This window comes from Nocardioides limicola (assembly GCF_016827675.1).
Taxonomy (GTDB): domain Bacteria; phylum Actinomycetota; class Actinomycetes; order Propionibacteriales; family Nocardioidaceae; genus Nocardioides; species Nocardioides limicola.
On sequence record NZ_JAERJA010000008.1, the window covers coordinates 106,799 to 132,705 of the forward strand.

General features: G+C 69.7%; 26 protein-coding genes and 1 tRNA gene. 16 read left to right on the forward strand and 11 right to left on the reverse strand.

Annotation, left to right across the window (positions count from 1 at the left end; translation table 11 throughout):
- Together JKG67_RS13920 and JKG67_RS13925 are read right to left on the reverse strand one after the other, a co-directional pair.
- Positions 1-672, reverse strand: coding sequence for a LysR substrate-binding domain-containing protein (locus JKG67_RS13920; RefSeq protein WP_203337927.1), 672 nt, complete (start codon positions 670-672; stop codon positions 1-3).
- Positions 672-2,000, reverse strand: coding sequence for a M20/M25/M40 family metallo-hydrolase (locus JKG67_RS13925; protein ID WP_203337928.1), 1,329 nt, complete (start codon positions 1,998-2,000; stop codon positions 672-674). The genes JKG67_RS13920 and JKG67_RS13925 overlap by 1 nt, the downstream gene beginning before the upstream one ends.
- 182 nt (positions 2,001-2,182) lie before the next feature.
- Here JKG67_RS13925 and JKG67_RS13930 point away from each other — a divergent pair, with 182 nt between their 5' ends.
- Positions 2,183-2,749 (forward strand): M23 family metallopeptidase, encoded by a 567-nt coding sequence (locus JKG67_RS13930; protein ID WP_203337929.1) that lies wholly within the window; start codon positions 2,183-2,185, stop codon positions 2,747-2,749.
- Between the two features lie 31 nt (positions 2,750-2,780).
- On the opposite strand, the gene JKG67_RS13935 is transcribed toward JKG67_RS13930, so the two are convergent.
- Positions 2,781-3,221, reverse strand: a complete 441-nt coding sequence (locus JKG67_RS13935; RefSeq protein WP_203337930.1) for a PaaI family thioesterase — start codon at positions 3,219-3,221, stop codon at positions 2,781-2,783.
- A 23-nt stretch (positions 3,222-3,244) separates the two neighbouring features.
- On the reverse strand, positions 3,245-4,306 hold the full coding sequence (locus tag JKG67_RS13940; RefSeq protein WP_203337931.1) for an oxygenase MpaB family protein: 1,062 nt from the start codon (positions 4,304-4,306) through the stop codon (positions 3,245-3,247).
- Positions 4,307-4,424: 118 nt separating this feature from the next.
- Between JKG67_RS13940 and JKG67_RS13945 the strand changes: the two genes are divergently transcribed.
- On the forward strand, positions 4,425-5,063 hold the full coding sequence (locus JKG67_RS13945; RefSeq protein WP_203337932.1) for a TetR/AcrR family transcriptional regulator: 639 nt from the start codon (positions 4,425-4,427) through the stop codon (positions 5,061-5,063).
- 4 nt (positions 5,064-5,067) lie between these two features.
- On the opposite strand, the gene JKG67_RS13950 is transcribed toward JKG67_RS13945, so the two are convergent.
- The 3 genes from JKG67_RS13950 to JKG67_RS13960 form a co-directional block, all read right to left on the reverse strand.
- Positions 5,068-5,172, reverse strand: coding sequence for a methionine/alanine import family NSS transporter small subunit (locus tag JKG67_RS13950; protein ID WP_203337933.1), 105 nt, complete (start codon positions 5,170-5,172; stop codon positions 5,068-5,070).
- A 1-nt stretch (position 5,173) separates the two neighbouring features.
- On the reverse strand, positions 5,174-6,739 hold the full coding sequence (locus JKG67_RS13955) for a sodium-dependent transporter (protein ID WP_203337934.1): 1,566 nt from the start codon (positions 6,737-6,739) through the stop codon (positions 5,174-5,176).
- 167 nt (positions 6,740-6,906) lie between these two features.
- Positions 6,907-6,992, reverse strand: a tRNA-Leu gene (locus tag JKG67_RS13960).
- Between the two features lie 106 nt (positions 6,993-7,098).
- Between JKG67_RS13960 and JKG67_RS13965 the strand changes: the two genes are divergently transcribed.
- Positions 7,099-7,185: a BCCT family transporter gene (locus JKG67_RS13965; protein ID WP_275403385.1), complete on the forward strand. Its 87-nt coding sequence runs from the start codon at positions 7,099-7,101 to the stop codon at positions 7,183-7,185.
- A 41-nt stretch (positions 7,186-7,226) separates the two neighbouring features.
- Here JKG67_RS13965 and JKG67_RS13970 read toward each other — a convergent pair whose 3' ends face one another.
- Together JKG67_RS13970 and JKG67_RS13975 are read right to left on the reverse strand one after the other, a co-directional pair.
- Complete coding sequence (locus JKG67_RS13970; protein WP_372442099.1) at positions 7,227-7,451, reverse strand: DUF5703 family protein; 225 nt, start codon at positions 7,449-7,451, stop codon at positions 7,227-7,229.
- Entirely contained in the window at positions 7,452-8,399 is a 948-nt protein-coding gene (locus JKG67_RS13975; RefSeq protein ID WP_203337935.1) for an aldo/keto reductase, read from the reverse strand.
- 95 nt (positions 8,400-8,494) lie between these two features.
- On the opposite strand from JKG67_RS13975, the gene JKG67_RS13980 reads away from it, so the two are divergent.
- The 5 genes from JKG67_RS13980 to mshC are packed head-to-tail and all read left to right on the forward strand — an operon-like array spanning position 8,495 to position 12,647.
- Entirely contained in the window at positions 8,495-9,319 is an 825-nt protein-coding gene (locus tag JKG67_RS13980) for an undecaprenyl-diphosphate phosphatase (RefSeq protein WP_203337936.1), read from the forward strand.
- A gap of 18 nt (positions 9,320-9,337) precedes the next feature.
- A complete protein-coding gene (locus JKG67_RS13985) occupies positions 9,338-10,033 on the forward strand; it encodes an MSMEG_4193 family putative phosphomutase (protein WP_203337937.1) in 696 nt (231 codons plus the stop codon).
- A gap of 58 nt (positions 10,034-10,091) precedes the next feature.
- Positions 10,092-10,646 carry a DUF3090 domain-containing protein gene (locus JKG67_RS13990; RefSeq protein WP_203337938.1) on the forward strand — a complete coding sequence of 185 codons (555 nt, stop codon included), beginning with the start codon at positions 10,092-10,094 and terminating at the stop codon, positions 10,644-10,646.
- Positions 10,643-11,386 (forward strand): SCO1664 family protein, encoded by a 744-nt coding sequence (locus JKG67_RS13995; RefSeq protein ID WP_203337939.1) that lies wholly within the window; start codon positions 10,643-10,645, stop codon positions 11,384-11,386. Before JKG67_RS13990 ends, JKG67_RS13995 begins: the two co-directional genes overlap by 4 nt.
- A gap of 22 nt (positions 11,387-11,408) precedes the next feature.
- Entirely contained in the window at positions 11,409-12,647 is a 1,239-nt protein-coding gene (mshC, locus tag JKG67_RS14000) for a cysteine--1-D-myo-inosityl 2-amino-2-deoxy-alpha-D-glucopyranoside ligase (RefSeq protein ID WP_203337940.1), read from the forward strand.
- Between the two features lie 13 nt (positions 12,648-12,660).
- Here mshC and JKG67_RS14005 read toward each other — a convergent pair whose 3' ends face one another.
- On the reverse strand, positions 12,661-13,506 hold the full coding sequence (locus tag JKG67_RS14005; RefSeq protein ID WP_203337941.1) for a PAC2 family protein: 846 nt from the start codon (positions 13,504-13,506) through the stop codon (positions 12,661-12,663).
- A 195-nt stretch (positions 13,507-13,701) separates the two neighbouring features.
- Here JKG67_RS14005 and metH point away from each other — a divergent pair, with 195 nt between their 5' ends.
- Both metH and JKG67_RS14015 read left to right on the forward strand, forming a co-directional pair.
- Positions 13,702-17,430: a methionine synthase gene (gene metH / locus JKG67_RS14010; RefSeq protein WP_275403380.1), complete on the forward strand. Its 3,729-nt coding sequence runs from the start codon at positions 13,702-13,704 to the stop codon at positions 17,428-17,430.
- Positions 17,423-18,082, forward strand: coding sequence for an HAD family hydrolase (locus JKG67_RS14015; RefSeq protein ID WP_203337942.1), 660 nt, complete (start codon positions 17,423-17,425; stop codon positions 18,080-18,082). The genes metH and JKG67_RS14015 overlap by 8 nt, the downstream gene beginning before the upstream one ends.
- A gap of 9 nt (positions 18,083-18,091) precedes the next feature.
- Here JKG67_RS14015 and JKG67_RS14020 read toward each other — a convergent pair whose 3' ends face one another.
- Complete coding sequence (locus tag JKG67_RS14020) at positions 18,092-18,949, reverse strand: RecB family exonuclease (protein ID WP_203337943.1); 858 nt, start codon at positions 18,947-18,949, stop codon at positions 18,092-18,094.
- 57 nt (positions 18,950-19,006) lie between these two features.
- Between JKG67_RS14020 and JKG67_RS14025 the strand changes: the two genes are divergently transcribed.
- The 6 genes from JKG67_RS14025 (at position 19,007) to JKG67_RS14050 (ending at position 25,880) form a co-directional block, all read left to right on the forward strand.
- On the forward strand, positions 19,007-20,161 hold the full coding sequence (locus JKG67_RS14025) for a M50 family metallopeptidase (RefSeq protein WP_307816573.1): 1,155 nt from the start codon (positions 19,007-19,009) through the stop codon (positions 20,159-20,161).
- A 26-nt stretch (positions 20,162-20,187) separates the two neighbouring features.
- The gene (locus JKG67_RS14030) at positions 20,188-21,150 is read left to right on the forward strand and encodes a tRNA (adenine-N1)-methyltransferase (protein WP_203337944.1); all 963 of its coding nucleotides are present in this window, start codon (positions 20,188-20,190) and stop codon (positions 21,148-21,150) included.
- A 103-nt stretch (positions 21,151-21,253) separates the two neighbouring features.
- The gene (arc, locus tag JKG67_RS14035; RefSeq protein ID WP_203337945.1) at positions 21,254-22,993 is read left to right on the forward strand and encodes a proteasome ATPase; all 1,740 of its coding nucleotides are present in this window, start codon (positions 21,254-21,256) and stop codon (positions 22,991-22,993) included.
- A 114-nt stretch (positions 22,994-23,107) separates the two neighbouring features.
- The gene (def, locus tag JKG67_RS14040; RefSeq protein WP_203337946.1) at positions 23,108-23,653 is read left to right on the forward strand and encodes a peptide deformylase; all 546 of its coding nucleotides are present in this window, start codon (positions 23,108-23,110) and stop codon (positions 23,651-23,653) included.
- Positions 23,653-24,582 carry a methionyl-tRNA formyltransferase gene (gene fmt / locus JKG67_RS14045; RefSeq protein WP_203337947.1) on the forward strand — a complete coding sequence of 310 codons (930 nt, stop codon included), beginning with the start codon at positions 23,653-23,655 and terminating at the stop codon, positions 24,580-24,582. Before def ends, fmt begins: the two co-directional genes overlap by 1 nt.
- 2 nt (positions 24,583-24,584) lie before the next feature.
- Complete coding sequence (locus tag JKG67_RS14050) at positions 24,585-25,880, forward strand: RsmB/NOP family class I SAM-dependent RNA methyltransferase (protein ID WP_203337995.1); 1,296 nt, start codon at positions 24,585-24,587, stop codon at positions 25,878-25,880.
- The last annotated feature ends 27 nt before the right edge of the window (positions 25,881-25,907 follow it).

Consider the following 25,907-nt stretch of genomic DNA (forward strand, 5'->3'; position numbering starts at 1 on the left):
TCAGCGGCCGGAACTGCGCCGTCGGGGCCCGGCGCGGCCGGAACCACTCCTGGCCGGTTTCCGCGCCTTGCCGGGGGCGGCTGACCGCTGCGCGGTGACCGTCCGGGCCGGTCCGGGTTGCTTCGGGGCCCTGCCCCGGGTGCTGTTGGCGGTGCGGCCGCGCACCACGCCGATGAACTCCTCGATCAGCGGGTCCTCGTCGGCGCGCGGCCAGGCCAGGCCCACGGAGGTGACCGCGGCGTCGGTGACCGGCCGCCAGATCAGGTCCTTGCGGTGGAACTCCCGCGCGACGGCCATCGGCGCCAGCAGCAGGCCGGCGCCCGCAGCGACGGTGGCCACCCGGTCCGCCCACAGGACCGCGTCGGCGTACTCGGCCAGTTCGCCGTCCAGTTCGGTGAGCTCGACCTCCTCGGCCGCGGCGACGAAGTGGTCGGCCGGGGCGATCACCACGGGCTGCTCGTCGTAGAGGGGGATCAGATGCAGTTCCTCGGGCCGGTTGAAGGCGGCGTCGTAGCGGGCCAGCAGCATCCGCACCTCACCGGCGGCGAGTGCCGCCCACTGCTCCTGTTGCTCGACCCGGAACCCTCGGACCGGGGTCGCCGGGTGTCGCTCCTGCCAGCGCCGGAACCATTTCGTCGGGGTCACCCCCGGCACGAAGCCGACCGTGAACATCACACCTCGTCCAGGAATCGGTCGAAGACCCGGGCGCCGAACGTCAGTGCGTCGACCGGCACCCGCTCGTTGACGCCGTGGAAGAGCGCGGTGAAGTCCAGGTCGGCCGGCAGGCGCAGGGGAGTGAACCCGTAGGAGCTCATGCCCAGCTTGCGGAAGTGCTTGGCGTCGGTGCCGCCACTCATCAGGAACGGCGCCACCAGCGCGTCGGGGTCCTCGGCGAGCAGTGACCGGGTCATCGCCTCCACCAGCGGGGTGCCGAAGTCGGACTGCCAGGGCTGTTGATGGCTCACCGGGTCGATCTCGATGTCGTCCCCGCAGAGCTGGGCCAAGGTGGCGAAGAACTCGTCCTCGTAGCCGGGCAGGAAGCGGCCGTCGACGTGGGCGGTCGCCTCGGTCGGGATCACGTTGACCTTGTAGCCGCCACCCAGCATCGTCGGGTTGCAGGTGTTGCGGATCACCGCCCCGAGCATCCGGGCGGCGCTGCCGAACTCGTCGATGAGTTGATCGGCGTTCTCCGGGGTCGCCTCGGTGCCGGCCAGTTCGGCGACCGAGGCGAGCAGGGTCTGCATCGCCGGGGTGAGCCGGACCGGCCATTCGTGGGTGCCGATCCTCGCCACCGCGGTGGCGAGGCGGGTGATGGCGTTGTCGTCGTTGATCATCGAGCCGTGGCCGGCCCGGCCCCGCGCCGTGAGTCGGAGCCAGGCCATGCCCTTCTCGGCCGCCTCGATCAGATAGAGCCGTTGTCCGCGGACGGTGGTGCTGAAACCGCCCACCTCACCGACCGCCTCGGAGCAGTGGGCGAGCTCGTCGGCGTGGTTCTCGACCAGGTGCTGGGCGCCGAGGTGTCCACCGGCCTCCTCGTCGGCGGTGAAGCTGAGCACGATCGGCCGGTCCGGGATCCTGCCGGCCCGGGTGCGGGCCCGGACCACCGACAGCAGCATCGCGTCGAAGTCCTTCATGTCCACCGCGCCCCGTCCCCACAGGTAGCCGTCGACCACCTCACCGGAGAAGGGGTCGATCTGCCAGTCCTCGGCGGCCGCGGGCACCACGTCGAGATGTCCGTGGATCAGCAGGGCATCCCGGTCGGCGGCACCGCCCCACTGAGCGATCAGACTGGTGCGGCCGGGGCTGGATTCGGTGACCGTGCAGTCGATGCCGACCTCATGGAGGAGGGCCGCCACGTGCTCCGCGGCCTTGCGTTCCCCCGGCCCTGAGTCGTCACCGTAGTTGCTCGTGTCGATCCGCAGCAGGTCGCGACACAGCTCCACGACCTCGCCGGCCGGGTCGGGGTCAGGGGTCTCGGGGTGGTGCGCTGCCTCCTCCATGAGGTCCATCCTGCCTGATCGGCAAGGGATGTGACGTCGCTCGCAGGATCGGGGCCCGCTGAGCGTGGACGAGGGGTCCGCCGAGTGACCCCGATCACGCGAGGGAGGCGCCGAAGTTGCGATCGGTGGCCGGTTCGTGGCGCAGTTGTGTGGTTTGCGCCGAGTGAGAAACGAGTGGAGCGATGATGGTGAGGCGACTGATCGGGGGCTGTGTGGTGGCGCTGGTGGTCTGCACCGGCGTAGCAACCGCGTCCCCGGTGACGCCCACCGCGTGGGCGCTGGTGATGTCGGCGCCCGAGCCGGCGGCGCCGTACACCTTGGTGCGGGGCAGCCGCATCCTCCCCGATGCGGACCGCTGGGTGCTCCCGCTGGAGTCCTACCGGCTGACCGGCACCTTCGGTGCGCGCAGCCGGCTGTGGCGTCGCGTGCACACCGGCTTGGACTTCGCCACCGGCTACGGCACCGCGATCCACTCCGTCGCGGCCGGGACCGTCACCAGCGCCGGGTACGACGGCGCGTACGGCTACAAGACCGTGGTCACCCACGACGACGGCACCGAGGTCTGGTACTGCCACCAGAGCGCCGTCGACGTCGCGGTCGGCGACCAGGTCGGCCCGGGTCAGGTGATCGGGTACGTCGGCACCACCGGCAACACCACCGGCCCGCACCTGCACCTTGAGGTCCGGGTGTCCGGGGATGTGCCGGTTGACCCGATCGACGTCTTCCGCCGGCACGGCCTGCACCCCTGATCGCAGGCGCCGACGCGGCGACGCCGCCGGGTCAGAACCGTCGCAGTTGATAGGTGCCGGTGGTGGCGGCCACCACGGTGCCCTCCTCGTCGACGAGCTCTGACCGCAGGTCGAACTCGGCCTTGCCGCGGTCCAGCGCCTCCGTCCGGATCCGTTCGATCTCGGCGTCGTCGAGGGAGACGCTGGCCACCACCGCGGTGCTGGCGGGTCGCAGGAAGTCGATGGAGACTCGCTTCACGATCGGCACGAAGCCGTCGAGGGGGAAGGAGGTCAGACTGATCACCCCGCCCAGCATCTCCGCGGCCGAGAAGAGCGAGCCGGCGTAGGAGACCCCGAAGTGGTTCACGTTCGGTTCCGCCGGGAGTCGGCACGCGGCTCGGCCCGGCTCCGCCTCGATCAGCTCCACCCCCATGGCGCCCAGGATCGGCACCATGGTGTGCAGCTGCGAGGTGAGGGCCGCTGAATCAGTCATGGTGGGACAGTAGTCGAGGCCTCTCAGCCGGCCTCGGAGAGTGGGCCGAGGATGGCTTCGGACTCTCGTAGCCCGGCGTCGCTGGGAGCCCCGCCCTCTCCGAAGACCTTCGCGTGCTGCTTGGCGCGCCACTCCAGATGTGCTTCGGCAGGCTTGTCGTACCCGTACCGGGCGCGCGCCTCGGCAGGCGTGATCACCTCGGCGGTCAGGGGCGGGATGCCGAGCAGCACCGGCGCGGCGACCGGCACCGTGCCGGGGGAGATCATGCCGAGCACGCGCAGTTCGGCGCGCTTGCTCAGGTGCAGGACCACGAACGCCACCCGCAGCACGGGCACCACCAGCGCGTCGACGACGCGCGGCTGCCTGATCCCGCTCAGCTCCCGCATCCAGCGGGGGAGGGTGGCGATGACGCCGGCCCGCAGCACCGCGTTGACTGCCCAGGTCAGCGGGGACAGCAGCCGGGGCAGGGGGGAGACGAGGCTGGCGCCGTCGAGCAGGTGGTCCATCGCCTGACGGGCGATCGGCGACCCCGACAGGGTCGGCCGCATCTGCTCGAAGTAGGCGGCGATCCCTTCGCGTGTCGTCGGCACGTCGTCGGGGGAGCAGGTCTGCAGTTCCGCGGCGACCGCACATTCGTGCCAGTAGCGCGCCTCCTCCTCGGCACTGAGCCGGCCCGGCCCGTACTTCTCGTAGGAGTAGAGGATCGAGTGCCACGCGGTGAGGTGGATCCACAGTTGCGAGTGCGGGTCGTTGGCGTCGTACGGCTCGCCGCTGTACGGGTCGTGGCCGATCGCCTTGGAGTGGATCCGGACCAGGACGTCGGCAGCCTTGGACGTCTCCCGGGAGCCGCCGAAAGCCACCATCGCGAAGTAGCGCAGGGTGCGGTCGTAGCGGGTGCGGGGTCGCTTGTAGATGTCGTGGGTCTTGTCGACCGCGGCGACGAGGGCCGGGTCGAGCTCCTCCACCACGACCGCGCGGATGAACCCGACGGTCAACGAGGTGGGGTAGCTCCAGACCTTCCAGGTGATCGAGTCGGGCCCGAAGAACCCGTAGTCCTCGTGGGGGGTGTACGCCGTGGGTGGCATCAGGTTCTCCTTGCCGGGGTCGCGGGTCGCGACCGGTCACCAGTGGGTGGACGACCAGAATCCTACGCCGATGTAGGAAAAAGATACAAGAGTGCAGGAAAGGCGGTAGGCTCCGCACATGCCCACCTCGACCCGAACCACCGCTGAGCGGGTGCGTGCCGCCCATCTGGGGCCGGACCGCCGCCGCCCGCAGGTGTTGGACGCGGCGCTGCAGGTCGCGGTCAAGCGCGGGTTGGGTGCAGTCACAGTAGGTGCGGTGGCCGAGGAGTTGGGTGTCACTCGCCCGGTGGTCTACGCGTGCTTCGCCGACCGGGTGCAGATGATCGAGGCCCTGCTCGACCGGGAGCAGCACCGGCTGGCGGACGTGGTGGTGCAGGCGTTGCGCAGCACCGGCGTCAGCGACGACCCCGAGCAGGCGTTCGTCACCGGCTTCCAGACCTGGCTGAGGTTGGCGGGGGAGCAGCCCGGGACCTGGCGACTCCTGCTCGCCGGCCAACCTGATCCCGCGATCAGGGAGCGCTTCGACGCCGGCCGGGCGGCGTTCACCCAGCAGGCGGCGGCGTGGATCGGTCCGGCCATGCAGCGGTGGTGGCACACCGAGGACCTGGATCGCAAACTTCCGGTGCTCGTGGAGCTCTTCCTGTCCTCCTGCGAGGCAGCATTGAGGTCGATGCTCGACGGTGCCGATGACTGGACGCCCGAGGAGCTCGGCGAGTTCCTCGGGCGTGCCATCCACCGGGCCTTCCGGGACGCCTGAACCGTCAGTCGCGAGGACTGCGCCGGCTCAGATTGGCCACCGCGAGGGCGAGCCCTCCCCAGATGATCAACATCGACACGATCATCATCACGATCGCTTCGGTACTCATCTCAACGCACCTCCTCGCCGGTCGTGGACGCTCGGTCGACCTCGCCCGGTGACGTCAACGACGTACCCGTTCGCCAGGGCACCAGGGTCGCCACCAGGCCGAAGACCAGGACAGCCAGCGCGGCTCCCCAGCCGAAGGTGCCGATCATCCATGCGGGGTAGTCGCCATCGCCGTACGGAGTGCGCACGGCGTCCCGGAACTCAAGCACCAGCACGTAGCTCAGCGCGAGGGGCGCGACCGCGGCCACCAGCACCTTCCACCACAGGCCGATATGTACCGAGGTGTGCAGGTTCAGATGGGCCGCCAGCGGGTCGAGCGCCCGGACCAGCCAGGCCATCACCACCATGCTCACCACGGCGACGGCCAGGATGCCGAACTTGTTGATGAAGTTGTCCAGGATGTCGAGGACGTGCAGGCCTGAGGTGGTGCTGAAGAAGAGCAGACTCAGCACGGCTGCGGGCACCGACACGGCGACGGTGGCGCCGACCCGGGTCATCTCGAACTTGTCCCGGACCGCCGAGATCACCACCTCGATCACGCTGACCAGCGAGGTGAAGCCGGCCAGCACCAGCGACCCGAAGAAGAGGACGCCGAGCAGCACCCCGAGCGGCGCCTCGCTGATGATCGCCGGGAACGCGATGAACGCGAGCCCGATGCCTCCGCTGGCGACCTCGGTGACCGCGACGCCGGAGGCCTGGGCCATGAAGCCAAGGGCGGCGAAGACCCCGATGCCGGCCAACAGTTCGAACCCGGAGTTGGAGAAGCCGATCACCAGGCCGGAGCCGGGCATGTCGGTCTTGCGACGCACGTAGGAGGAGTAGGTGATCATGATCCCGAACCCGATGGAGAGCGAGAAGAAGATCTGCCCGTAGGCGGCCGCCCAGACGCCGGGATGGGTCAGCGCCTCCCAGTTCGGGGTGAACAGGGTGTTGAGGCCCTGCGCGGCACCGGGGAGCAGCAGCGCCTGCACCACCAGCGCCCCGAAGGTCAGCAGCAGGATCGGGATGAAGACGACAGCGGTGGCGCCGATGCCCTTCTGGACGCCGAGCGAGAGCACCACCAGCAACGCGATCCAGACCAGGGCCAACGGCAGCGCCACCCCCATCACGATCTCGGTGGAGATGGTGGTGTCGCCGACCCGCAGGAACTCTCCGATGAAGAAGCCTGCCGGGTCGTCGCCCCAGGCCTCGGTGACCGCGAAGATCGTGTAGCGGGCGGCCCATGCGAGCACCGCCGCGTAGTAGACGGCGATCATGAAGCAGATGCCCACCTGCCACCACCCGAGCCCTTCGGTGGCCCGGTGTTGACGCGCGAAGGACAGGGGTGCCGATCCGCGGTTGCGGTGTCCGAGCGCGTAGTCGAGCAGCAGGAACGGGATCCCTGCGGTGAGCAGGGCGACCAGGTAGGGCAGCACGAATGCGCCGCCGCCGTTCTCGTACGCCACGTACGGGAACCGCCAGATGTTGCCGAGTCCGACTGCGGAGCCGATCGCGGCCAGGATGAAGACGCGGCGGGAGCTGAACATGCCGCGCTTCTCGTCGAGGGGGGTGGTGTCGACGTCGTTCACGTGGAGCCTCCAGGGTGTGAAGATCCGGACCTCACGGACTCTAGTGGTCCCGGGAGTGGAGGGGCGAGCGTGGTGTGCGATTCGGCGGCTCTCGATTCGGCGGGCCACTGGCCGCGCTGGACGAGCAGAGAGGCCCCGAACCTCAATGGTTCGGGGCCTCTCATCGGTGTCCGAGGGGGGACTTGAACCCCCACGCCCTAATACGGGCACTAGCACCTCAAGCTAGCGCGTCTGCCAATTCCGCCACCCGGACGAGTGCGGGGAAACACTAGCAAAGGAAGGGCCGATGCGTGGCATCGAGGGGCGACGTCGACGCGCCGCGGTTCTGTCTGGGTGCATGCGTTCGGCAACCATGACTGCTGTTCGCGGCCGGGATGGGGATTGGGCTGGCCTTCTGGGGAGTGGCGGAGCCGCTCACCTTTTTCGCCACCGACGTGAGGCCGTGAATGACCGGCGAGGGTGCGGAACTGGCCCAGAAGGCGATGCGTCAGAGCAGGTACGTCGGTCGCAGTTGCCGGATGATCCTGCGGCGTAGCCGGACCCGGCGTACTCCGTCGTGGGCGATGCGTACCCGGTCCAGCTCCCAGCCGCCGTACTCGGCGCGTTCGACCAGCAGCCGGGTCACCGCGTGCCTGGACAGCGTGCGCGGCAGGTGCACGTGGTCGAACTCCCACTCCACGGCCCGTGTCGGTGCCCGTCGCTGTCTGGCCACCTAATGCTCCGAGACGTCGTCCAGTGCTGCGGAGATCTCCTTCGGAAGCTCCCTGTCCTCCGCGGCCACGATGTCGCGCAGCTGGGCTGCGGTCCGTGCGCCGACGATCGGTGCGGTGACCCCGGGACGGTCCCGCACCCAGGCCAGCGCCACGTCGAGGGGCCGCCAGCCGAGGCCGTCCGCTGCCCTGGCCACGGCCTCGACGATCGTCCGGCCGTGGTCGTCGAGATAGGGCTCCACGAAGCCGGCGAAATGGGTGGAGGCCGCCCGAGAGTCCACCGGCGTGCCGGTGCGGTACTTCCCGGTCAGCACCCCGCGCCCCAAGGGCGACCAGGGCAGCACGCCCAATCCCATCGCCTCCGCTGCGGGCAGCACCTCCGCCTCGATGCTCCGGTTCAACAACGAGTACTCGACCTGGGTCGACGCCAGGGGTGACCGGCCGGGCACGGCCCGTTGCCAGGTGGCCGACCACGCGGTCTGCCAGCCGGTGTAGTTGGAGATCCCGACATAACTGGCCCTGCCCGTGGACACTGCGGTGTCCAAGGCGCTGAGCGTCTCCTCCAGGGGAGTCTCGTCCGACCACACGTGCACCTGCCAGAGGTCCACATGGTCGGTGCCGAGCCTGGCCAGTGAGGCATCGAGATCGGTCAGCAGTCGGCCGCGTGAGGTGTCGTACTGCCGTTCGCCCCGGCGCGCTGACACGCCGGCCTTGGTGGCCAGCACCACGTCGTCGCGGCCGACCACGTCACCCAACAGCCGGCCGATCAGTTCCTCGGAGGCGCCGTTGCCGTAGCCGGCCGCGGTGTCCACCAGCGTGCCACCGGCCTCGGCGAACGTGATCAGCTGATCACGGGCCTCGTGCTCGTCGGTGTCCCGGCCCCAGGTCATGGTGCCCAAGCCGAGCCGGGAGACCTTCAGGCCCGTCGTACCCACCCTGCGTTGCTGCATGGAGCAACCGTAGTCAGCCACGCCGCCGACGGGGCCCACGGCTCGCCGGTGAGGCGCCCGCGAGGCGTCGATGCGGGCCAGTAGTGTTGCGGCCCGTGTGGGATCTGTTGAAGGCCGTGGTGCTCGGCACGCTGCAGGGACTGACCGAGTTCCTGCCCATCTCCAGCAGTGCGCACCTGCGCATCTTCCCGGAGATGCTGGGGTGGGGAGATCCGGGGGCGGCGTTCACGGCGGTGATCCAGATCGGCACCGAGGTCGCGGTGTTGCTCTACTTCCGCAAGGACATCTGGCGGATCGGCAGCACCTGGCTGAAGTCACTGGTGCACCCGGAGTACCGGGGCCAACTCGACGCCCGGATGGGCTGGTTCATCATCATCGGCACCCTGCCGATCGTGGTCCTGGGGGTGCTCGGCAAGGACATCATCGAGAACGACTTCCGGAACCTGTGGATCATCGCCACCGCGCTGGTGGTGATGGGTCTGGTGCTGGGGCTTGCGGACCTGTTGTTCCCCAAGGACCGGGAGATCAAGGAGCTCACCCTCCGGGACGCGATCCTGATGGGGTTCGCCCAGGCGATGGCCCTGATCCCGGGCGTCTCCCGCTCCGGGGCCACCATCACGATGGGCCGGATGCTCGGTTTCGAACGCGCCGCGGCCACCCGGTACGCGTTCCTGCTGGCCATCCCTGCCGTGATCGGGGCGGGGCTGTACGAGCTGAGGGAGATCCCGCACGGCGACAACGCGTACGGCTGGGGTCCGACGATCACCGCCACCATCGTCTCGTTCGCCGTCGGCTACGCCGCGATCGCCTGGCTGCTCCACTACGTCTCGACCCACTCCTACCTGCCGTTCGTGATCTACCGGGTGCTGCTCGGGTCGCTGACGCTGGGGCTGCTCTTCTCCGGGGTGCTCAGCGCCTGAACCAGTAGCCTGCAGCCCATGGCGACAGTGATCCTGGCTCGACACGGCCGCAGCACCGCGAACTCCGAGGGAGTGCTGGCGGGGCGACTGCCGGGCGTGGGCCTGGACGAGGTGGGTCGGCACCAGGCCCGGGACGCCGCGGTCCGGCTGGCCGGCGTACCGCTGGTGAGCGTGGTGACCAGCCCGCTGCCACGCACCAAGCAGACCGCGCGGCTCCTGGTCGACGGACACCCGACCGCGCCACCGCTGACCGTCGACCGGGCGTTGATCGAGTGCGACTACGGCGAATGGCAGGGGGAGAGACTGAGCGTCCTGCGACGCCGGCGGTTGTGGCGCACCGTGCAGCAGCAGCCCTCCGCGGTCACCTTCCCCGGCGGCGAGTCGCTGGCGGCGATGCAGCACCGGGCGGTGGCCGCGGTTCGGCGCATCGACGCTGGGGTCGCCGACCTGCACGGCCCGTCCGCGGTCTGGCTGGCCGTCAGCCACGGTGACCTGATCGGCACGATCCTGGCCGACGCACTGGGCATGCACCTCGACCTGTACCAGCGGATCAGCGTCGGCCCGGGTTCGCTCTCGATCATCCGGTACGACGCCGAGCGGCCGTCGGTGCTGGGGATGAACACGCACGCCGGAGACCTGTCCTGGCTCTCCCCGCCCACGAAGCGCCGCAGCCGCGCCCGGTCCACCCTCGGCGGGGCGGCTGCCCCAGGGTGAGAGCCCACCCCTCACGGCCCTCCCGATGGTCGACACGGGGTGGCCCTAGGCTGGCCGTATGCAGGTGCACCTCTATGACCCGCCGGAGCGCTTCGTTGCCGGCACCGTCGGTGAGCCTGGGCAACGGACCTTCTTCCTGCAGGCCCGCGCCGGGGTCCGGATCACCTCGGTCGCGATCGAGAAGCAGCAGGTCAGTGCGCTGGCCGAGCGGGTGGACGATCTGCTCGACCAGGTGATGAAGGCCGGGTCGGAGGCGGTGGTCCCGGCGATGGCGCCGCTGGACCTGGACGACAGCGGTCCGCTGGACCAGCCGATCGAGGAGGAGTTCCGCGCCGGCACCATGACCCTGTCCTGGGATCCTCACGATCAGCGGGTGGTGATCGAGGTCTTCCCGATCCCGGTGACCGGGATCCCGGGCCCCGACGAGGACGAGCCGGAGCCCGACGAGGTCTTCCTGGTCAGGATCAGCCCCCGGGACGCCAGGGCCTTCGTCAAACGCTGCGTCCAGGTGGTCCGGGCGGGCCGTCCCGGATGTCCCTTCTGCGGCGAGGCGATCGACCCGAACGGCCACCTGTGCGTACGGGCCAACGGCTTCCGGCGTCGGGACCCATGAGCGAGGTGGCGCTGGTCGGACGGATCCTGCCGGCCAGCAACGCGACCTTCCTGGCCGAGCACCAGGGCCGCCGGATCGTGTACAAACCGGTCGCGGGGGAGCGGCCCCTCTGGGACTTCCCGCTCGGCACGCTCGCCGGCAGGGAGGTGGCGGCGCATCTGGTCTCCGAGGCGATGGGCTGGCAACTGGTGCCCCGCACCTGGCTCGGCGACGGCCCGCACGGTCCGGGGATGCTGCAGGAGTGGTGTGAGCCCGATCCCGACCAGCGACCCGTCGACGTGGTTCGGCCGACTCAGGTGGGTGCCGGGATGATCCGGGTGTTCGACGGGTACGACGCCGAGGAGCAGCCGGTCTGCCTGGTGCACGAGGACAGCGCGGCGTTGCGTCGACTGGCCGTCTTCGACGTGGTCACGAACAACGCCGACCGCAAGGGCGGGCACATCCTCGGGATGGCCGACGGACGGCGTCTCGGGGTCGACCACGGCATCTGCTTCCACGTCGAACCCAAGCTCCGTACCGTGCTGTGGGGGTGGGCCGGAGCGGACCTGCTCGCCGAGGAGCGGTTCGCCCTGGTGGCGCTGGAAGGCGCCCTCGGCGACACGCTCGGCGCCGCACTGGGGTCGCTCCTGGACGCCAGCGAGGTCGCCGCCCTGGCCAGACGCTGCCGGCACCTGCTCCGCGAGGGCCACCTGCCGGCACCGGCAGCGGATCGACCGATGATCCCGTGGCCGCCGCTGTGAGGTGGTTGGTTAGGCTGCCGACATGCGTGGATGGTCAGCCCCCGAGGTCCCTCAGCTACCGGTGACCGGACCCGTCGTGCAGGTGCACGACACCTCATCGAGGACCCTACGACCGACCAACCCCGACGGCGCGGCACGGATGTACGTCTGCGGGATCACTCCCTACGACGCCACCCACATGGGTCACGCCGCCACCTATGTCGGTTTCGACCTGCTGAACCGGGCCTGGCGCAACGCCGGCCACGAGGTGCTCTACACCCAGAACGTCACCGACGTCGACGACCCGCTGCTGGAGCGTGCGGACAAGGTCGGCATCGACTGGGTCGAGCTCGCCGAGCGGGAGACCGAACTCTTCCGCACCGACATGGAGGCGCTGCGGGTGCTGCCGCCCACCCATTTCGTCGGCGCCGTCGAGTCGATCCCGCTGGTGGTGGAGTTGATCCAGCGCCTGCAGTCCCGCAATGCGGTGTACGACGTGGACGGCGACCTCTACTACGACGTCTACGCAGACCCCGCCTTCGGGCGGGTCTCCCGACTGGATCGCGACACCATGCTCACCCTCTTCGCGGAGCGCGGCGGTGACCCGGACCGACCCGGCAAGAGGGACCGCCTCGACTGTGTCCTGTGGCGAGCCGAGCGTCCCGGTGAGCCGGCCTGGGAGAGTCCCTTCGGTCCCGGCCGCCCGGGCTGGCACGTCGAGTGTGCCGCGATCGCGCTGCAGCATCTGGGAGTGCCGTTCGACATCCAGGGCGGCGGCGCCGACCTCGTCTTCCCGCACCACGAGATGTGCGCCGGAGAGGTTCAGGTGGCGACCGGACAGCATCCCTTCGCGCACACCTACGCCCACGCCGGCATGGTCGGGTACGACGGTCACAAGATGTCCAAGTCCCGGGGCAACCTGGTCTTCGTGAACGCCTTGCGGTTGAGCGAGATCGACCCGATGGCGATCCGGCTGAGCCTGCTGCGCCACCACTACCGCGACGACTGGGAGTGGACCGACGCACAGCTCTTCGACGCGGTGGACACGCTGACTCAGTGGCGGCGTGCCCTGGCGCTGGGCGCCGGAGCGCCTGCGCTGCCGGTGGTGGAGCAGGCCCTGGCCGCCTTGGCCGACGACCTGGACGCGCCGACGGCGGTGGCATCGGTGCAGGCCTGGGTGGAGGCGACACTGGGCACGAACGGCCTGGCCGACACGAGCGACCCCGACGCCGCCGTACTGATCCGCTCCCTGCTGGACGCGGCGCTGGGGCTGTCGCTCTGAGCCGCCGCCCGGATCACTCCGTGTCGCGCCGCTTCAGGTAGCGCTCGAACTCCCGGGCGATCGCTTCACCGGAGGCCTCCGGCAGTTCGGCGGTGTCCCGGCTCTCCTCGAGGCTGCGCACGTACTCGGCGATGTCCTCGTCCTCCTCGGCCAGTTCGTTGACGCCGCGCTCCCATGCTCGCGCGTCCTCGGGGAGTTCGCCGAGGGGGATGCTGGTCTGCAGCAGGTCCTCGATCTGGCCCAGCAGCGCCAGGGTCGCCTTCGGGCACGGGGGCTGCGCCACGTAGTGCGGCACCGCCGCCCAGTAGGAGACGGCGGGGATGTCCAGCCGGGTGCAGGCGTCCTGGAAGACGCCGACGATCCCGGTCGGCCCCTCATAGGTCGACTGCTCGAGCTTCAGTCGGTCCACCAACTCCAGTTCGGTGGAGGTGCCGGTCACCGGGATCGGCCGGGTGTGCGGGGTGTCGGCCAGCAGGGCGCCCAAGGTGACCACCAGTCGCCCGCCGAGCTCGTCGCAGCCGGCCAGGATCTCGGCGCAGAACTGCCGCCAGCGCATGTTCGGCTCGATGCCACGCACCAGGATCACGTCGCGGTGCAACCCCGGAGGGGAGGCCACCGCGATCTGGGTGCTCGGCCAGGTCAGCCGCCGGTGCCCGTTCGGATCGGTGCCGACGGTGGGCCGGTTCATCTGGAAGTCGTAGAAGTCCTCGGGGTCGATGGCTCCGACCACCTGCGCGTCCCAGACGTCGAGGAGGTGGTCGACCGCACCTGAGGCCGCCTCGGCCGCGTCGTTCCATCCCTCGAACGCGGCGATCACCACCGGGTCGACCAGGCCGCTGACGTCGTCGATCTCGATCACCGGTTCAGCGTAGACGCCAGGTCAACGGGATTCGGGACGCGGGTGCAGGCAGGTTCCCCGGCGGGGGCACGGCCTGCGGGGATTTCTGGGGCCGGTGTCTGCGGTGTCACGATTCGGTAATCAGGTCCCGCCCCGGTCAGGGATGCCTAGGCTGGCCCACGACACCGGGTACCACCGTCGAGGAAGGCTGCATCGTTGCCTGAGGAACTGAACGTCCGACCGGACGCCACCGACCAGCTGCGCGGACTGTTGGCGGAGCGGATCCTGGTGTTCGACGGGGCGATGGGCACGATGATCCAGCGGCACAGCCCCGGTGAGAGCGAGTACCGGGGGGAGCGGTTCGCCGACTGGCCCTCGGACGTGAAGGGCAACAGCGACCTGCTGGTGCTCAGCCAGCCGGAGATGATCACCTCCATCCATGCCGAGTACCTGGCCGCCGGCGCCGACATCGTCGAGACGAACACCTTCGGCGCCACCCGGATCGCCCAGGCCGACTACGGCATGGAGGGCCTGGCCCGGGAGATGAACCTGGCCGCTGCCAGGCTCGCCCGCCAGGCCGTCGACGCGGTCAGCACGCCGGAGCGGCCCCGCTTCGTCGCCGGCGCGATGGGTCCCACCAACCGGACCGCGTCGATCTCCCCGGACGTCAACGACCCCGGCGCCCGCAACGTCAGCTACCAGGAACTGGTCGAGGCGTACCTGGAGCAGGCCGAGGGGCTCGTCGACGGCGGCGCCGACATCTTGTTGATCGAGACGATCTTCGACACGCTGAACGCCAAGGCGGCCATCTTCGCGCTGCTCACCCTCTTCGAGCAGCGGCAGCGTCGCTGGCCGGTGATCGTCTCCGGCACCATCACCGATGCCTCCGGCCGGACCCTGTCGGGCCAGGTCACCGAGGCGTTCTGGCACTCGATCCGGCACGTGGAGCCGCTGGCGGTGGGCCTGAACTGCGCCCTGGGTGCGAAGGAACTGCGGCCCTACCTGTCCGACCTGGCGACGGTGGCGGACACGTTCGTCTCGGCGTACCCGAACGCCGGCCTGCCCAACGCCTTCGGTGAGTACGACGAGTCCGCGGACCAGATGGCGGCGACCGTCGGCGAGTTCGCCACCGCCGGGCTGGTGAACCTGGTGGGCGGCTGCTGCGGCAGCACCCCCGACCACATCGGCGCGATCGCGGCCGCGGTGGCCGATGTGTCCCCGCGGGTGCCTGTGTCGCGTCGCGAGGCGATGCTGCTGTCCGGTCTCGAACCGTTGGTGCTCGACGAGGACTCCCTCTTCGTCAACGTCGGCGAGCGCACCAACATCACCGGCTCGGCCCGGTTCCGGCGACTGATCAAGGACGGCGACTACGACACCGCCCTCAGCATCGCCGCCCAGCAGGTGGAGAGCGGCGCCCAGATCATCGACATCAACATGGACGAGGGGATGATCGACGGCGTCGCGGCCATGGACCGCTTCTGCAAGCTGATCGCCTCCGAGCCCGACATCTCCCGGGTGCCGGCGATGATCGACTCCTCCAAGTGGGAGGTGATCGAGGCCGGTCTGCGGTGCGTGCAGGGCAAGCCGATCGTCAACTCGATCAGCCTCAAGGAGGGCGAGGAGTCGTTCGTGGCCCAGGCCCGGCTGTGCCGCAAGTACGGCGCTGCGGCGGTGGTGATGGCCTTCGACGAGGACGGTCAGGCCGACTCCCTGGAGCGCCGCAAGGAGATCTGCGGGCGCGCCTACCGGATCCTGGTCGACGAGGTGGGCTTCGACCCCCGCGACATCATCTTCGACCCGAACGTGTTCGCGGTCGCCACCGGGATCGAGGAGCACGCCTCCTACGGCCTCGACTTCATCGAGGCGACCCGCTGGATCAAGGAGAACCTGCCCGGCGCGCTGGTGTCCGGAGGCATCTCCAACGTCAGCTTCTCGTTCCGCGGCAACAACCCGGTCCGTGAGGCCATCCACGCGGTCTTCCTGTTCCACGCGATCCGGGCCGGACTGGACATGGGCATCGTCAACGCCGGTGCTCTGGTGGTCTACGACCAGGTCGAGCCCGAGCTGCGGGATCGGATCGAGGACGTCATCCTCAACCGGCGCCCCGACGCGGCCGAGCGGCTGCTGGAGATCGCCGAGGAGCACAACCGCACCGGCGAGGTCGAGGAGGCCGGCGTCGAGGAGTGGCGCACCCTGCCGGTCGGCGAGCGGATCACGCACGCGCTGGTCAAGGGACTCGACGCGTTCGTCGAGGCGGACACCGAAGAGCTGCGGGCCGAGATCGCGGCCCGCGGCGGCCGCCCCATCGAGGTGATCGAGGGGCCGCTGATGGACGGCATGAACGTCGTCGGCGACCTGTTCGGAGCCGGCAAGATGTTCCTGCCCCAGGTGGTCAAGTCGGCCCGGGTGATGAAGAAGGCGGTCGCCTACCTGATCCCGTTCATCGAACAGGAGAAGATCGACAACCCCGAGTTCGCCACGGCCAAGGAGACCAACGGCACCATCGTGATGGCCACGGTAAAGGGCGACGTGCACGACATCGGCAAGAACATCGTCGGTGTGGTGCTGCAGTGCAACAACTACGAAGTGATCGACCTCGGCGTGATGGTGCCTGTCCAGAAGATCCTGGACACCGCTCGTGACGTCGGCGCCGACATCATCGGTCTCTCCGGCCTGATCACGCCGTCCCTGGACGAGATGGTGCATGTCGCCTCGGAGATGCAGCGACAGAACTTCGACATCCCGCTGCTGATCGGCGGGGCCACCACCTCACGGGCGCACACCGCGGTCAAGGTGGACGGTCGCTACGACGGTGCCGTGGTCTGGGTCAAGGATGCCTCCCGGTCGGTGCCCACCGCCGCGGCGCTGCTCGACAAGGCCGGCAAGGAGCGATTGCTGGCCGACGTCAAGGAGGACTACGACGCCCTGCGCGCCCGGCACGCCAACAAGGCCGACCGCAAGCTGATCGACCTTGCCTCGGCCCGCGCCAACCGCCCCGAGGTGGACTGGTCTGCGGTGCCGCCGGCACCGGCCGCGCCCGGTATCCATGTCCTGGCCGACTACGACCTCGCCGAACTGCGTGAGTACATCGACTGGCAGCCGTTCTTCAACGCCTGGGAGATGAAGGGCAAGTTCCCCGACATCCTGCACAACCCCACCACCGGTGAGGTGGCCAGCAAGCTGTATGCCGACGCGCAGCGGATGCTGGACACGCTCATCGAGGAGAAGTGGCTGACCGCCTCAGGGGTCTTCGGGCTCTTCCCTGCCAATGCGATCGGCGACGGCGACGACACGGTGATCTGGGCCGACGAGGACCGGACCGTTGAACGGGCGCGGCTGCACCACCTGAGGCAGCAGGGCGAGCACCGTGCGGGCATCGCCAACAAGTCGTTGGGTGACTACATCGCCCCGGTCGGCACGCCCGATCACGTCGGTGCCTTCGCGGTCACCGCAGGGATCGGACTGGAGGAGCGGGTCAAGGCGTTCAAGGCCGACCTGGACGACTACTCGGCGATCCTGGCGGAGGCCTTGGCCGATCGCCTCGCGGAAGCGTTCGCTGAGCGGCTGCATCAGCGGGTGCGCACCGAGTTCTGGGGGCATGCAGCCGAAGAGGAGCTCGACAACGCTGCGCTCATCGCCGAGCGCTATCGCGGCATCCGCCCTGCTCCCGGCTATCCCGCCTGCCCCGACCACACCGAGAAGCTCACCTTGTGGGAGCTCCTCGACGTGGAGGCCTCGGTAGGCATCCAGCTCACCGAGTCGATGGCGATGTGGCCCGGCGCCGCCGTCTCCGGCTGGTACCTCGGACACCCCGACTCCCAGTACTTCGTGGTCGGTCGGTTGGACCGTGACCAGGTCGCCGAGTACGCCGGGCGGAAGGGCTGGACGTTGACCGAGGCGGAGCGCTGGCTCTCAGCCAACCTCGGCTACGACCCGGATGACTGAGTTGCCGGCGGCCGTCCTGTGGGACATGGACGGCACCTTGGTCGACACCGAGCCGTATTGGATCGCGACCGAGTTCGAGTTGGCGGCCGAGCACGGGGCCACCTGGTCTCGGGAGCAGGCGCTGGCCCTGGTCGGCAACGACCTGGTGGAGTCCGGCCGCTACATCCAGCAGCAGATGGGGCTGACCCTCAGCCCGGCCGAGATCGTGGAGCGACTCCTCGACGGAGTGATCGCCCGGGTCCAGGAGTCGGTGCCGTGGCGCCCCGGCGCCAGGGAGCTGCTTGCGGACCTGCGACACCACGACGTCCCCTGCGCCCTGGTGACCATGTCGTATCGCCGGTTCGCCGGGCCGATCGTCGACCAGCTGCCGGCCGGCACCTTCGACGTCGTCGTCACCGGGGATCAGGTCACCCGGGGCAAGCCGCATCCCGAGCCCTATCTGACGGCAGCCCGACTGTTGGGTGTATCGGCACCGGAGTGCCTGGCGATCGAGGACTCCGACACCGGCGCCACGTCAGCCGAGACGGCTGGCTGCACCGTGATCGCGGTGCCCAACCATGTCCCGGTCACGTCGGGGCCAGGTCGCATCCTGATCGACTCACTGGTCGGGGAGAGTGCCGGGTCGCTGACGCGTCGTTGCCTGACCCGGTGACATCCGGTCTCAGGTGAGCTCGCGGCCGGGCAGCGGCGGCGGCGTCCCGCCCCACGCCGGGCACAACGCCTGGTGGGCGCACCAAGCGCACAACGGACCGCGCCGCGGCTGCCAGTCCCCGGACTCCTCACAGGCCCGGATCGCCCGCCAGATGGCCTCGACCTTGCGTTCACACGCCACCAGGTCCGCCTCGTCCGGCACGTACCGCAGGACCTCCCCGTTGCCCAGATAGATCAACTGCAGCAGGGACGGGACCACCCCGCGGCTGCGCCACAGCACCAGGGCATAGAACTTCATCTGGAACAGGGCCCGGGCCTCGAACATCTCACCGGGGCTGCGACCGCTCTTGTAGTCGACGATGCGTACCAGACCCTCGGGCGAGATGTCGACGCGGTCGATGAAGCCGCGCAGCAGCAACTTCGAGTCCAGGACGGTCTCGACGTAGGACTCCCGCTCGGCGGGCTCGAGCCGGCGAGGGTCCTCCAGCTCGAAGTAGGTCTGCACCGACCGGCGACACGCCACGAGCCACTCGGCGATCTCGGCCCCTGCCGCTTCGAACCCCTCGGCGAGGCCGGGCTCGGCCTCCAGCATCTGTTGCCACGTCGGCTCGACCATCGCGGCCGCCTGCTCGGGGGTGCGGTGGGTGGCAGGCAGGTCGAAGAGATCCTCCAGCACCTTGTGCACCAAGGTGCCGCGCACCGCATCCACACTGGTCGGCTCCGGCAACTGGTCGATCACCCGGAAGCGGTACAGCAGCGGACAGGTGAGGAAGTCACCGGCACGGCTGGGGGAGAGGGCGCCGAGCACCTCGACGCCGTCCACGGGCGTGGAGACGGCCTCGGCGGGGGAGTTCGGCGTCACGGTCATGATGGGACGACCCTAGGTCACCCCGCCGACAGGCGGCCGGTCCGCTAGCCTCGTCGTGTGTCCCACGGAGTCGAAGACGCGCCCCCGACGGGTCGTGCTGCCCGCCCGCCCGGCCACCTCAAGGTGGGCCAGGTGTTCGGCAGTGACGTCCTGGTCTCGCCGACCTGGTTCGTGGTGGCGGCGTTGATCGCCGTGCTCGTCGCGCCCCGTGTCGAGCAGGTGCAGCCGGGGCTCGGCGGTTGGAAGTATGTGGCCGGCTTCTGCTTCGCGGTGGTCCTCTATCTCTCGGTGCTCCTGCACGAGGCCTCGCACGCCTGGATGGCCCGCCGGTTGGGGTACCCGGTCGGCGCCATCACCCTGCACTTCCTGGGCGGCATGACCGCGGTGGAACGCGAGTCCCGCAAGCCCCGCGAGGAGTTCTGGATCGCGGTCGTCGGACCGATCGCCTCGATCCTGGTGGGTCTGGGGGCGCTCGCGCTCTGGTTCGTCACCCCGCCCGGGCTGCTCCGGCTGGGCGTGGAGGGGCTGGCCTTCGCCAACCTGCTGGTCGGAGTCCTCAACCTGGTGCCCGGGCTGCCACTGGACGGCGGCCGAGTGCTCAAGGCCCTCGTCTGGGGCGTCACCGGCAACGCCCACCGCGGGACACTGGCCGCCGGGTGGGTCGGTCGCGCCGTGGCGGTGGCGCTGCTCAGCTGGCCGCTGGTGCTCCTCTACGGCTTCGACATCGCGCCACGGCTGCTCGACTACCTGCTCGCCGGCGTGATCGCGGTCTTCCTGTGGACCGGCGCCACGGCCGCCATGACCTCGGCCCGGCTGCGACGGCGGCTCCCGGCCCTGCAGGTCCGCGACCTGGCACGTCGCACGGTCGCGGTGCCCGCCGACGTGTCCCTGGCCGAGGCGGTACGCCGAGCCCAGGAGGCCGAGGCCGGCAGCATCGTCACGGTCACCCCGGACGGTCGCCCTCAGGGCATCGTCAGCGAGGCAGCGGTGCAGGCGACGCCCGAGGAACGCCGCCCCTGGGTGCCGGTCTCCGCGGTGGCCCGCGAGGTCGCCCACGGCCTGGCTCTGCCGGTCGGCCTCGGCGGCGAGGAGTTGGTGCTGGCGATCAGCCGGATGCCCGCCGAGGAGTACGTGGTGATCGACGACGAGGGTGCCCTGTACGGCGTACTCGCCACCGCGGACGTCGACCGGGCGTTCCGGGAGCGACGCTGACGGGTCGGGGCACTACCCTTGCGCGCATGCCTGAGATCGAGCCCGGTTCCGCACGCCCCGACGACGTCGACCCCGACGCATGGTCAGGGGTGCACCGTGGGCCACTGCGCCCGGGCGAATGGGTCCGGCTGACCGACCAGAAGGGTCGCCGCCACAACTTCGAACTGGTGCCCGGCAAGCGCTTCTTCAGCAACAAGGGGCACCTGGAGCACGACGAGCTGATCGGTCATGAGGAGGGCTTCACGGTGCGCTCCTCGGCCGGTGGCGACTACCTGGTCTTCCGGCCGCTGCTGAGCGAGTTCGTGGTCTCCATGCCCCGCGGTGCCGCGGTGGTCTACCCCAAGGACGCGGCCCAGATCGTGGCGATGGCTGACATCTTCCCCGGTGCCGTGGTGGTGGAGGCCGGCGTCGGATCCGGCGCGCTGACCTGTTCGCTGCTGCGCGCGGTAGGGCCGCTGGGCACGGTGGTCTCCTGGGAGCGACGCGAGGAGTTCGCCGACGTGGCCAAGGGCAACGTCACCCAGTTCTTCTCCGGCGAGCATCCGGCCTGGGATCTGCGCCTCGGTGACCTCGCGGAAGGACTTCCCGACTCCGGGATCCGCGCGGACCGGGTGATCCTGGACATGCTGGCCCCGTGGGAGTGCCTCGAGGCCGTCGCAGGGGCACTCGTGCCCGGTGGCATCGTGTGCGTCTACGTGGCGACCACCACCCAACTCTCCCGGGTGGTGGAGGAGTTGCGCGTGCACGGAGGGTTCACCGAACCGCAGGCCTGGGAGTCGCTGGTGCGGGATTGGCACGTCGAAGGACTCGCCGTGCGACCCGGCCACAAGATGATCGGCCACACCGCCTTCCTGGTCACCGCCCGGCGGATGGCACCCGGCGCCAAGCCCCCGCAGCGCAAGCGGCGCCCGGCACCGGGCGCCTACGGCCCCGACTACTCGGGACCGCGGCCGGCCGACGTACCCCTGGATGTCAGCGACCCGGGATGACCCCGCGACCACACCGAGACCGATTCGTTGCCTGACACTGCCCGAACCTACTTCCGTTTCTCCCCGCCGAGGGTAGGGTCACAAGTGCAGGAGGTGGTCTTCGATGACGGCACCGCAGGACGGACACACTCGTGAGGAACTCGCTGCCCAGGTGAGTTTCCTGGAGGCCGAGGTGGAGGAGTTGCGCCGCCGCGTGGCGGAGACTCCGACCGGGTCCAGAGGACTCGAACTGCGCCTGGCTGACACCCAGCGCTCGCTCGCAGCCGTGACCAGTCAGAACGAACGGCTGGCCGGCACCCTGCGCGAGGCCCGCGACCAGATCACCCGCCTCAAGGAGGAAGTGGACCGGCTGGCCCAACCCCCGGCCGGCTTCGGCACCTTCTTGAACCGCAACGAGGACGACTCGGTCGACGTCTTCACCGGCGGCCGGAAGCTGCGGGTGAACGTGAGCCCGAACGTCGACGTGGAGACCCTGGCACGCGGCCAGGAAGTGATGCTCAACGAGGCCCTCAACGTGGTCGCTGCGCTCGCCTACGAAGAGGTGGGCGAGGTGGTGATGCTCAAGGAGGTCCTCGCCGACCGCGACCGGGTGCTGGTGATCGCCAACGCCGACGAGGAGCGGGTGGTCCGGATCGCAGCCTCACTGCGTGACGAGGTGCTCCGAGCCGGCGACTCGCTGCTGCTCGACTCGCGCGCGGGCTACGTCTACGAGAAGGTGCCCAAGTCCGAGGTCGAGGAGTTGGTGCTCGAGGAGGTCCCGGACATCGACTACAACTCGATCGGCGGCCTGGCCGGCCAGATCGACCAGATCCGGGACGCGGTGGAACTGCCGTACCTGCACCCCGAACTCTTCGTGCAGCACCAGTTGAAGCCACCGAAGGGCGTGCTGCTGTACGGCCCCCCGGGGTGCGGCAAGACGTTGATCGCGAAGGCTGTCGCCAACTCGCTGGCCAAGAAGGTCGCGGAGCGGACCGGCAGCAGCGGCAAGTCGTACTTCTTGAACATCAAGGGTCCCGAACTGCTGAACAAGTACGTCGGCGAGACCGAGCGCCACATCCGGCTGGTCTTCCAGCGAGCCCGGGAGAAGGCGTCCATGGGCACTCCGGTGATCGTCTTCTTCGACGAGATGGACTCACTGTTCCGGACCCGTGGCTCCGGAGTCTCCTCCGATGTGGAGAACACCATCGTCCCCCAACTCCTCAGCGAGATCGACGGCGTCGAGACGCTGGAGAACGTCCTGGTCATCGGCGCTTCCAACCGGGAGGACATGATCGATCCGGCGATCCTGAGGCCGGGCCGGTTGGACGTCAAGATCAAGATCGAACGACCCGACGCCGAGTCGGCCCGCGACATCTTCAGCAAGTATCTGGTCGCCGACCTGCCGTTGCACGCCGATGACCTGGCGGAGTTCGGCGGCGACCGAGATGCCTGCATCACCGGAATGATCCGGGCCGTGGTGGAGCGGATGTACACCGAGACCGAGGAGAACCGGTTCCTCGAGGTCACCTATGCCAACGGCGACAAGGAGGTCCTGTACTTCAAGGACTTCAACTCCGGCGCCATGATCCAGAACATCGTCGACCGCGCCAAGAAGATGGCGATCAAGGACTTCCTCGATCACCAGCAACTCGGCCTGCGGGTGCAGCACCTGCTGCAGGCCTGCGTGGACGAGTTCAAGGAGAACGAGGACCTGCCGAACACGACCAACCCCGACGACTGGGCGCGGATCTCCGGCAAGAAGGGCGAGCGGATCGTCTTCATCCGGACCCTGGTCACCGGCAAGCAGGGCACCGAGCCCGGACGGTCCATCGAACAGGTCGCCAACACCGGCCAGTACCTGTAGGTCCGACGGCCCGAGCGGGTCGGCTGCGCTGCCACGCTGCCCGGGGGCGGCGGCTAGACTCGGACGCTGCCCCGCTGATCGTGTTCGACCCGCTGATCGTGTCCGAGGAGTTCCGTGGCCGTCCAACCCATCCGTCTCTTCGGCGACCCGGTGCTCCGGCAACGCGCCGACGAGGTGACCGACTTCGACCGTGAGGTGCGCCGCCTCATCCAGGACCTCACCGACACCATGCTGAGCGCGGGCGGAGCCGGGCTCGCTGCACCCCAGATCGGTGTGGGGCTGCGTGCCTTCACCTGGCACGTGGACGGCGAGATCGGACACCTGATCAACCCCAGCCTGGAACTCTCCGCGGAGCAGCAGATCGACCTGGAGGGGTGCTTGTCGCTGCCCGAGCTCAGCTACGAGTGCCAACGCGCCCTGTCCGTGGTGGCCCACGGGTTCGACGTACACGGTGAGCCGGTCACCGTGCGCGGATCCGAGCTGCTGGCTCGGGCGATCCAGCACGAGACCGACCACCTCGACGGCGTACTCTTCATCGACCGACTCGACACCGAGGCCCGGAAGGCGGCGATGCGGGAGATCCGCGAGTCCGCGTGGTTCGGGCTGGAGCAGCCCACCGTCAAGATCTCCCCGCACGCGACGAGAGGATTCGGAATCTGATGCGCGTCGTGTTCGCCGGCACCCCCGAGGTCGCCGTCCCAGCCCTGGAGGCGATCGCCGAGTCCGGCCACGAACTGGTCGGGGTCGTCACCCGACCCGATGCACCCGCCGGCCGGGGACGGAGACTGGTGGCCAGCCCGGTCGCGGTGCGTGCCGTCGAGCTCGGCGTCCCGGTGCTGAAGCCGGATCATCCGCGCGATCCCGACTTCCAGGCCGCCCTGCGAGCGCTGGCCCCGGACTGCTGTCCGGTGGTGGCCTACGGTGCCCTGCTGCCCCAGTCGGCGCTGGACATCCCCCCGCACGGCTGGGTCAACCTGCACTTCTCCTGCCTGCCGGCGTGGCGTGGCGCTGCCCCGGTCCAGCACTCGGTGTGGGCCGGTGACGAGGTCACCGGCGCCACCACCTTCCGGATCGTCAAGGAGCTCGACGCCGGTCCCGTGTTCGGGGTGATGACCGAACGGATCCGACCCGACGCCACCTCAGGTGACCTGCTGGCCCGGCTGGCCGAGGGTGGCGCAGGGCTGCTGGTCGCCACCCTCGACGGGATCGCCGACGGCAGCCTGGAGGCGCGGCCGCAACAGGCCGAGGGCGTCTCCTACGCACCCAAGATCGAGGTGGCCGACGCTGAGGTGGACTGGACCGAACCGGCGGCCGCCGTGGACCGCCGGATCCGAGCCTGCACCCCGGCGCCGGGTGCCTGGACGCTGCTTGACGGCGAGCGTTTCAAGGTCGGGCCAGTGACCGTCGTGTCCGGTCGGGACCGTCTGGCTCCGGGTGAGCTCGAGGTGACCAAGAGCGCGATCTTCGTCGGCACCGGGACCGACCCGGTGCGACTGGGCCAGGTGAAGCCGTTCGGCAAGAAGCAGATGGACGCCGCCGACTGGGCCCGCGGCGTCCGGCTCGAGCCCGGCACCACGTTCGCGGGGTGACGATGCTCGACCAGGCCCGACTGGCGGCGTACGAGGTGCTGACCGCGGTCAGGGCCGACGATGCGTACACCAACCTGGTGCTGCCTCAGGTCCTGGCCAAGCATGGGCTGACGGGACGCGACGCTGCCTTCGTGACCGAACTGGCGGCCGGAGCCATTCGGCGACGAGGAACCTACGACGCGATCCTGGACAGCTGTGCCGACCGGATCCAACCACGGGTACGGGATGCCCTGCTGCTGGGGGTCCACCAGTTGCTGTCGATGCGGGTGCCGCATCATGCCGCGATCTCGACCACCGTGGACTTGGTCCGCAGCCGCAACAAGGGTGCCGCCGGCTTCGCCAACGCGGTGCTGCGCAAGGTGTCCTCCGATGATCTGGACGGCTGGATCGCCAGCGTCGCTCCGGCGGCCGACACTGACCCGATCGGCCACGCGGTGGTGGCGCACTCGCATCCGCGTTGGGTGGTCGAGGCGCTGGCCGCGGCCCTGACGGCCGGTGACCGCGCCGAGGAACTGGGGGCACTGCTGGCTGCCGACAACGAGAACCCGAAGGTGACACTCGTGGCCCGGCCCGGCGTCTGCACCGTTGCCGAACTCATCGAGGCCGGGGGAGTGGCGACCGGCCGTTCGCCCTACGCCGTCGAACTCGCTGGCGGGGATCCCGGCGCGATCCCTGCGGTGGCCGAGGGCCGTGCCGGTGTGCAGGACGAAGGCTCCCAGCGGGTCGCGCTGGCGCTCACCGAGGCGTCGTTGTCCGGCCCCGACGAGCGTTGGCTCGACCTGTGTGCCGGCCCGGGAGGCAAGACGGCGCTGATGGCCGCCGTGGCGGCCGGCCGCGGGGCGCGGGTGCTGGCGAACGAGGCGCTGCCGCACCGTACGGAACTGGTGGCCCGGCACGTGCGGGCGGTCCGCGCCGGCATGCTGGACGTGGTCACCGGCGACGGCACCCGCCCGGACTGGGAGCCGGCGAGCTTCGACCGGGTGTTGATCGACGCCCCGTGCTCGGGGCTGGGGGCTCTGCGGCGCCGCCCCGAGGCGCGCTGGCGCAAGCGTCCCGAGGATCTGGACACACTGGTGCCCCTGCAGCGGGCGCTGTTGAGTGCCGGCGTGGACTCGGTGCGTCCCGGGGGAGTCGTGGTCTATGCCACCTGTTCCCCGGTCCTCGCGGAGACCCGAGGTGTCGTCGATGCCGTGCTGTCGTCACGGGATGACGTGCGGGAGGAGCGCGCCGAGCAACTCTGGCCGCACGTGGATGGCAGCGACGCGATGTTCTTCTCGGTGATCCGCCGCACCCCCTGACCCCCTCGCTGGTCGAGTGCCGCCCGG

Coding starts and splice junctions, on each gene's coding strand:
- JKG67_RS13990 (WP_203337938.1), top strand. CDS start 10,092: ATGCAGGTGCACCTCTATGACCCGCCGGAGCGCTTCGTTGCCGGCACC.
- JKG67_RS13930 (WP_203337929.1), top strand. CDS start 2,183: ATGATGGTGAGGCGACTGATCGGGGGCTGTGTGGTGGCGCTGGTGGTC.
- JKG67_RS14030 (WP_203337944.1), top strand. CDS start 20,188: ATGCCTGAGATCGAGCCCGGTTCCGCACGCCCCGACGACGTCGACCCC.
- JKG67_RS13925 (WP_203337928.1), bottom strand. CDS start 2,000: ATGGAGGAGGCAGCGCACCACCCCGAGACCCCTGACCCCGACCCGGCC.
- JKG67_RS13920 (WP_203337927.1), bottom strand. CDS start 672: ATGTTCACGGTCGGCTTCGTGCCGGGGGTGACCCCGACGAAATGGTTC.
- JKG67_RS13985 (WP_203337937.1), top strand. CDS start 9,338: ATGGCGACAGTGATCCTGGCTCGACACGGCCGCAGCACCGCGAACTCC.
- JKG67_RS14020 (WP_203337943.1), bottom strand. CDS start 18,949: ATGACCGTGACGCCGAACTCCCCCGCCGAGGCCGTCTCCACGCCCGTG.
- arc (WP_203337945.1), top strand. CDS start 21,254: ATGACGGCACCGCAGGACGGACACACTCGTGAGGAACTCGCTGCCCAG.
- JKG67_RS14050 (WP_203337995.1), top strand. CDS start 24,585: ATGCTCGACCAGGCCCGACTGGCGGCGTACGAGGTGCTGACCGCGGTC.
- JKG67_RS13995 (WP_203337939.1), top strand. CDS start 10,643: ATGAGCGAGGTGGCGCTGGTCGGACGGATCCTGCCGGCCAGCAACGCG.
- JKG67_RS13945 (WP_203337932.1), top strand. CDS start 4,425: ATGCCCACCTCGACCCGAACCACCGCTGAGCGGGTGCGTGCCGCCCAT.
- JKG67_RS13950 (WP_203337933.1), bottom strand. CDS start 5,172: ATGAGTACCGAAGCGATCGTGATGATGATCGTGTCGATGTTGATCATC.
- mshC (WP_203337940.1), top strand. CDS start 11,409: ATGCGTGGATGGTCAGCCCCCGAGGTCCCTCAGCTACCGGTGACCGGA.
- JKG67_RS13975 (WP_203337935.1), bottom strand. CDS start 8,399: ATGCAGCAACGCAGGGTGGGTACGACGGGCCTGAAGGTCTCCCGGCTC.
- fmt (WP_203337947.1), top strand. CDS start 23,653: ATGCGCGTCGTGTTCGCCGGCACCCCCGAGGTCGCCGTCCCAGCCCTG.
- JKG67_RS14015 (WP_203337942.1), top strand. CDS start 17,423: ATGACTGAGTTGCCGGCGGCCGTCCTGTGGGACATGGACGGCACCTTG.
- JKG67_RS13940 (WP_203337931.1), bottom strand. CDS start 4,306: ATGCCACCCACGGCGTACACCCCCCACGAGGACTACGGGTTCTTCGGG.
- JKG67_RS13935 (WP_203337930.1), bottom strand. CDS start 3,221: ATGACTGATTCAGCGGCCCTCACCTCGCAGCTGCACACCATGGTGCCG.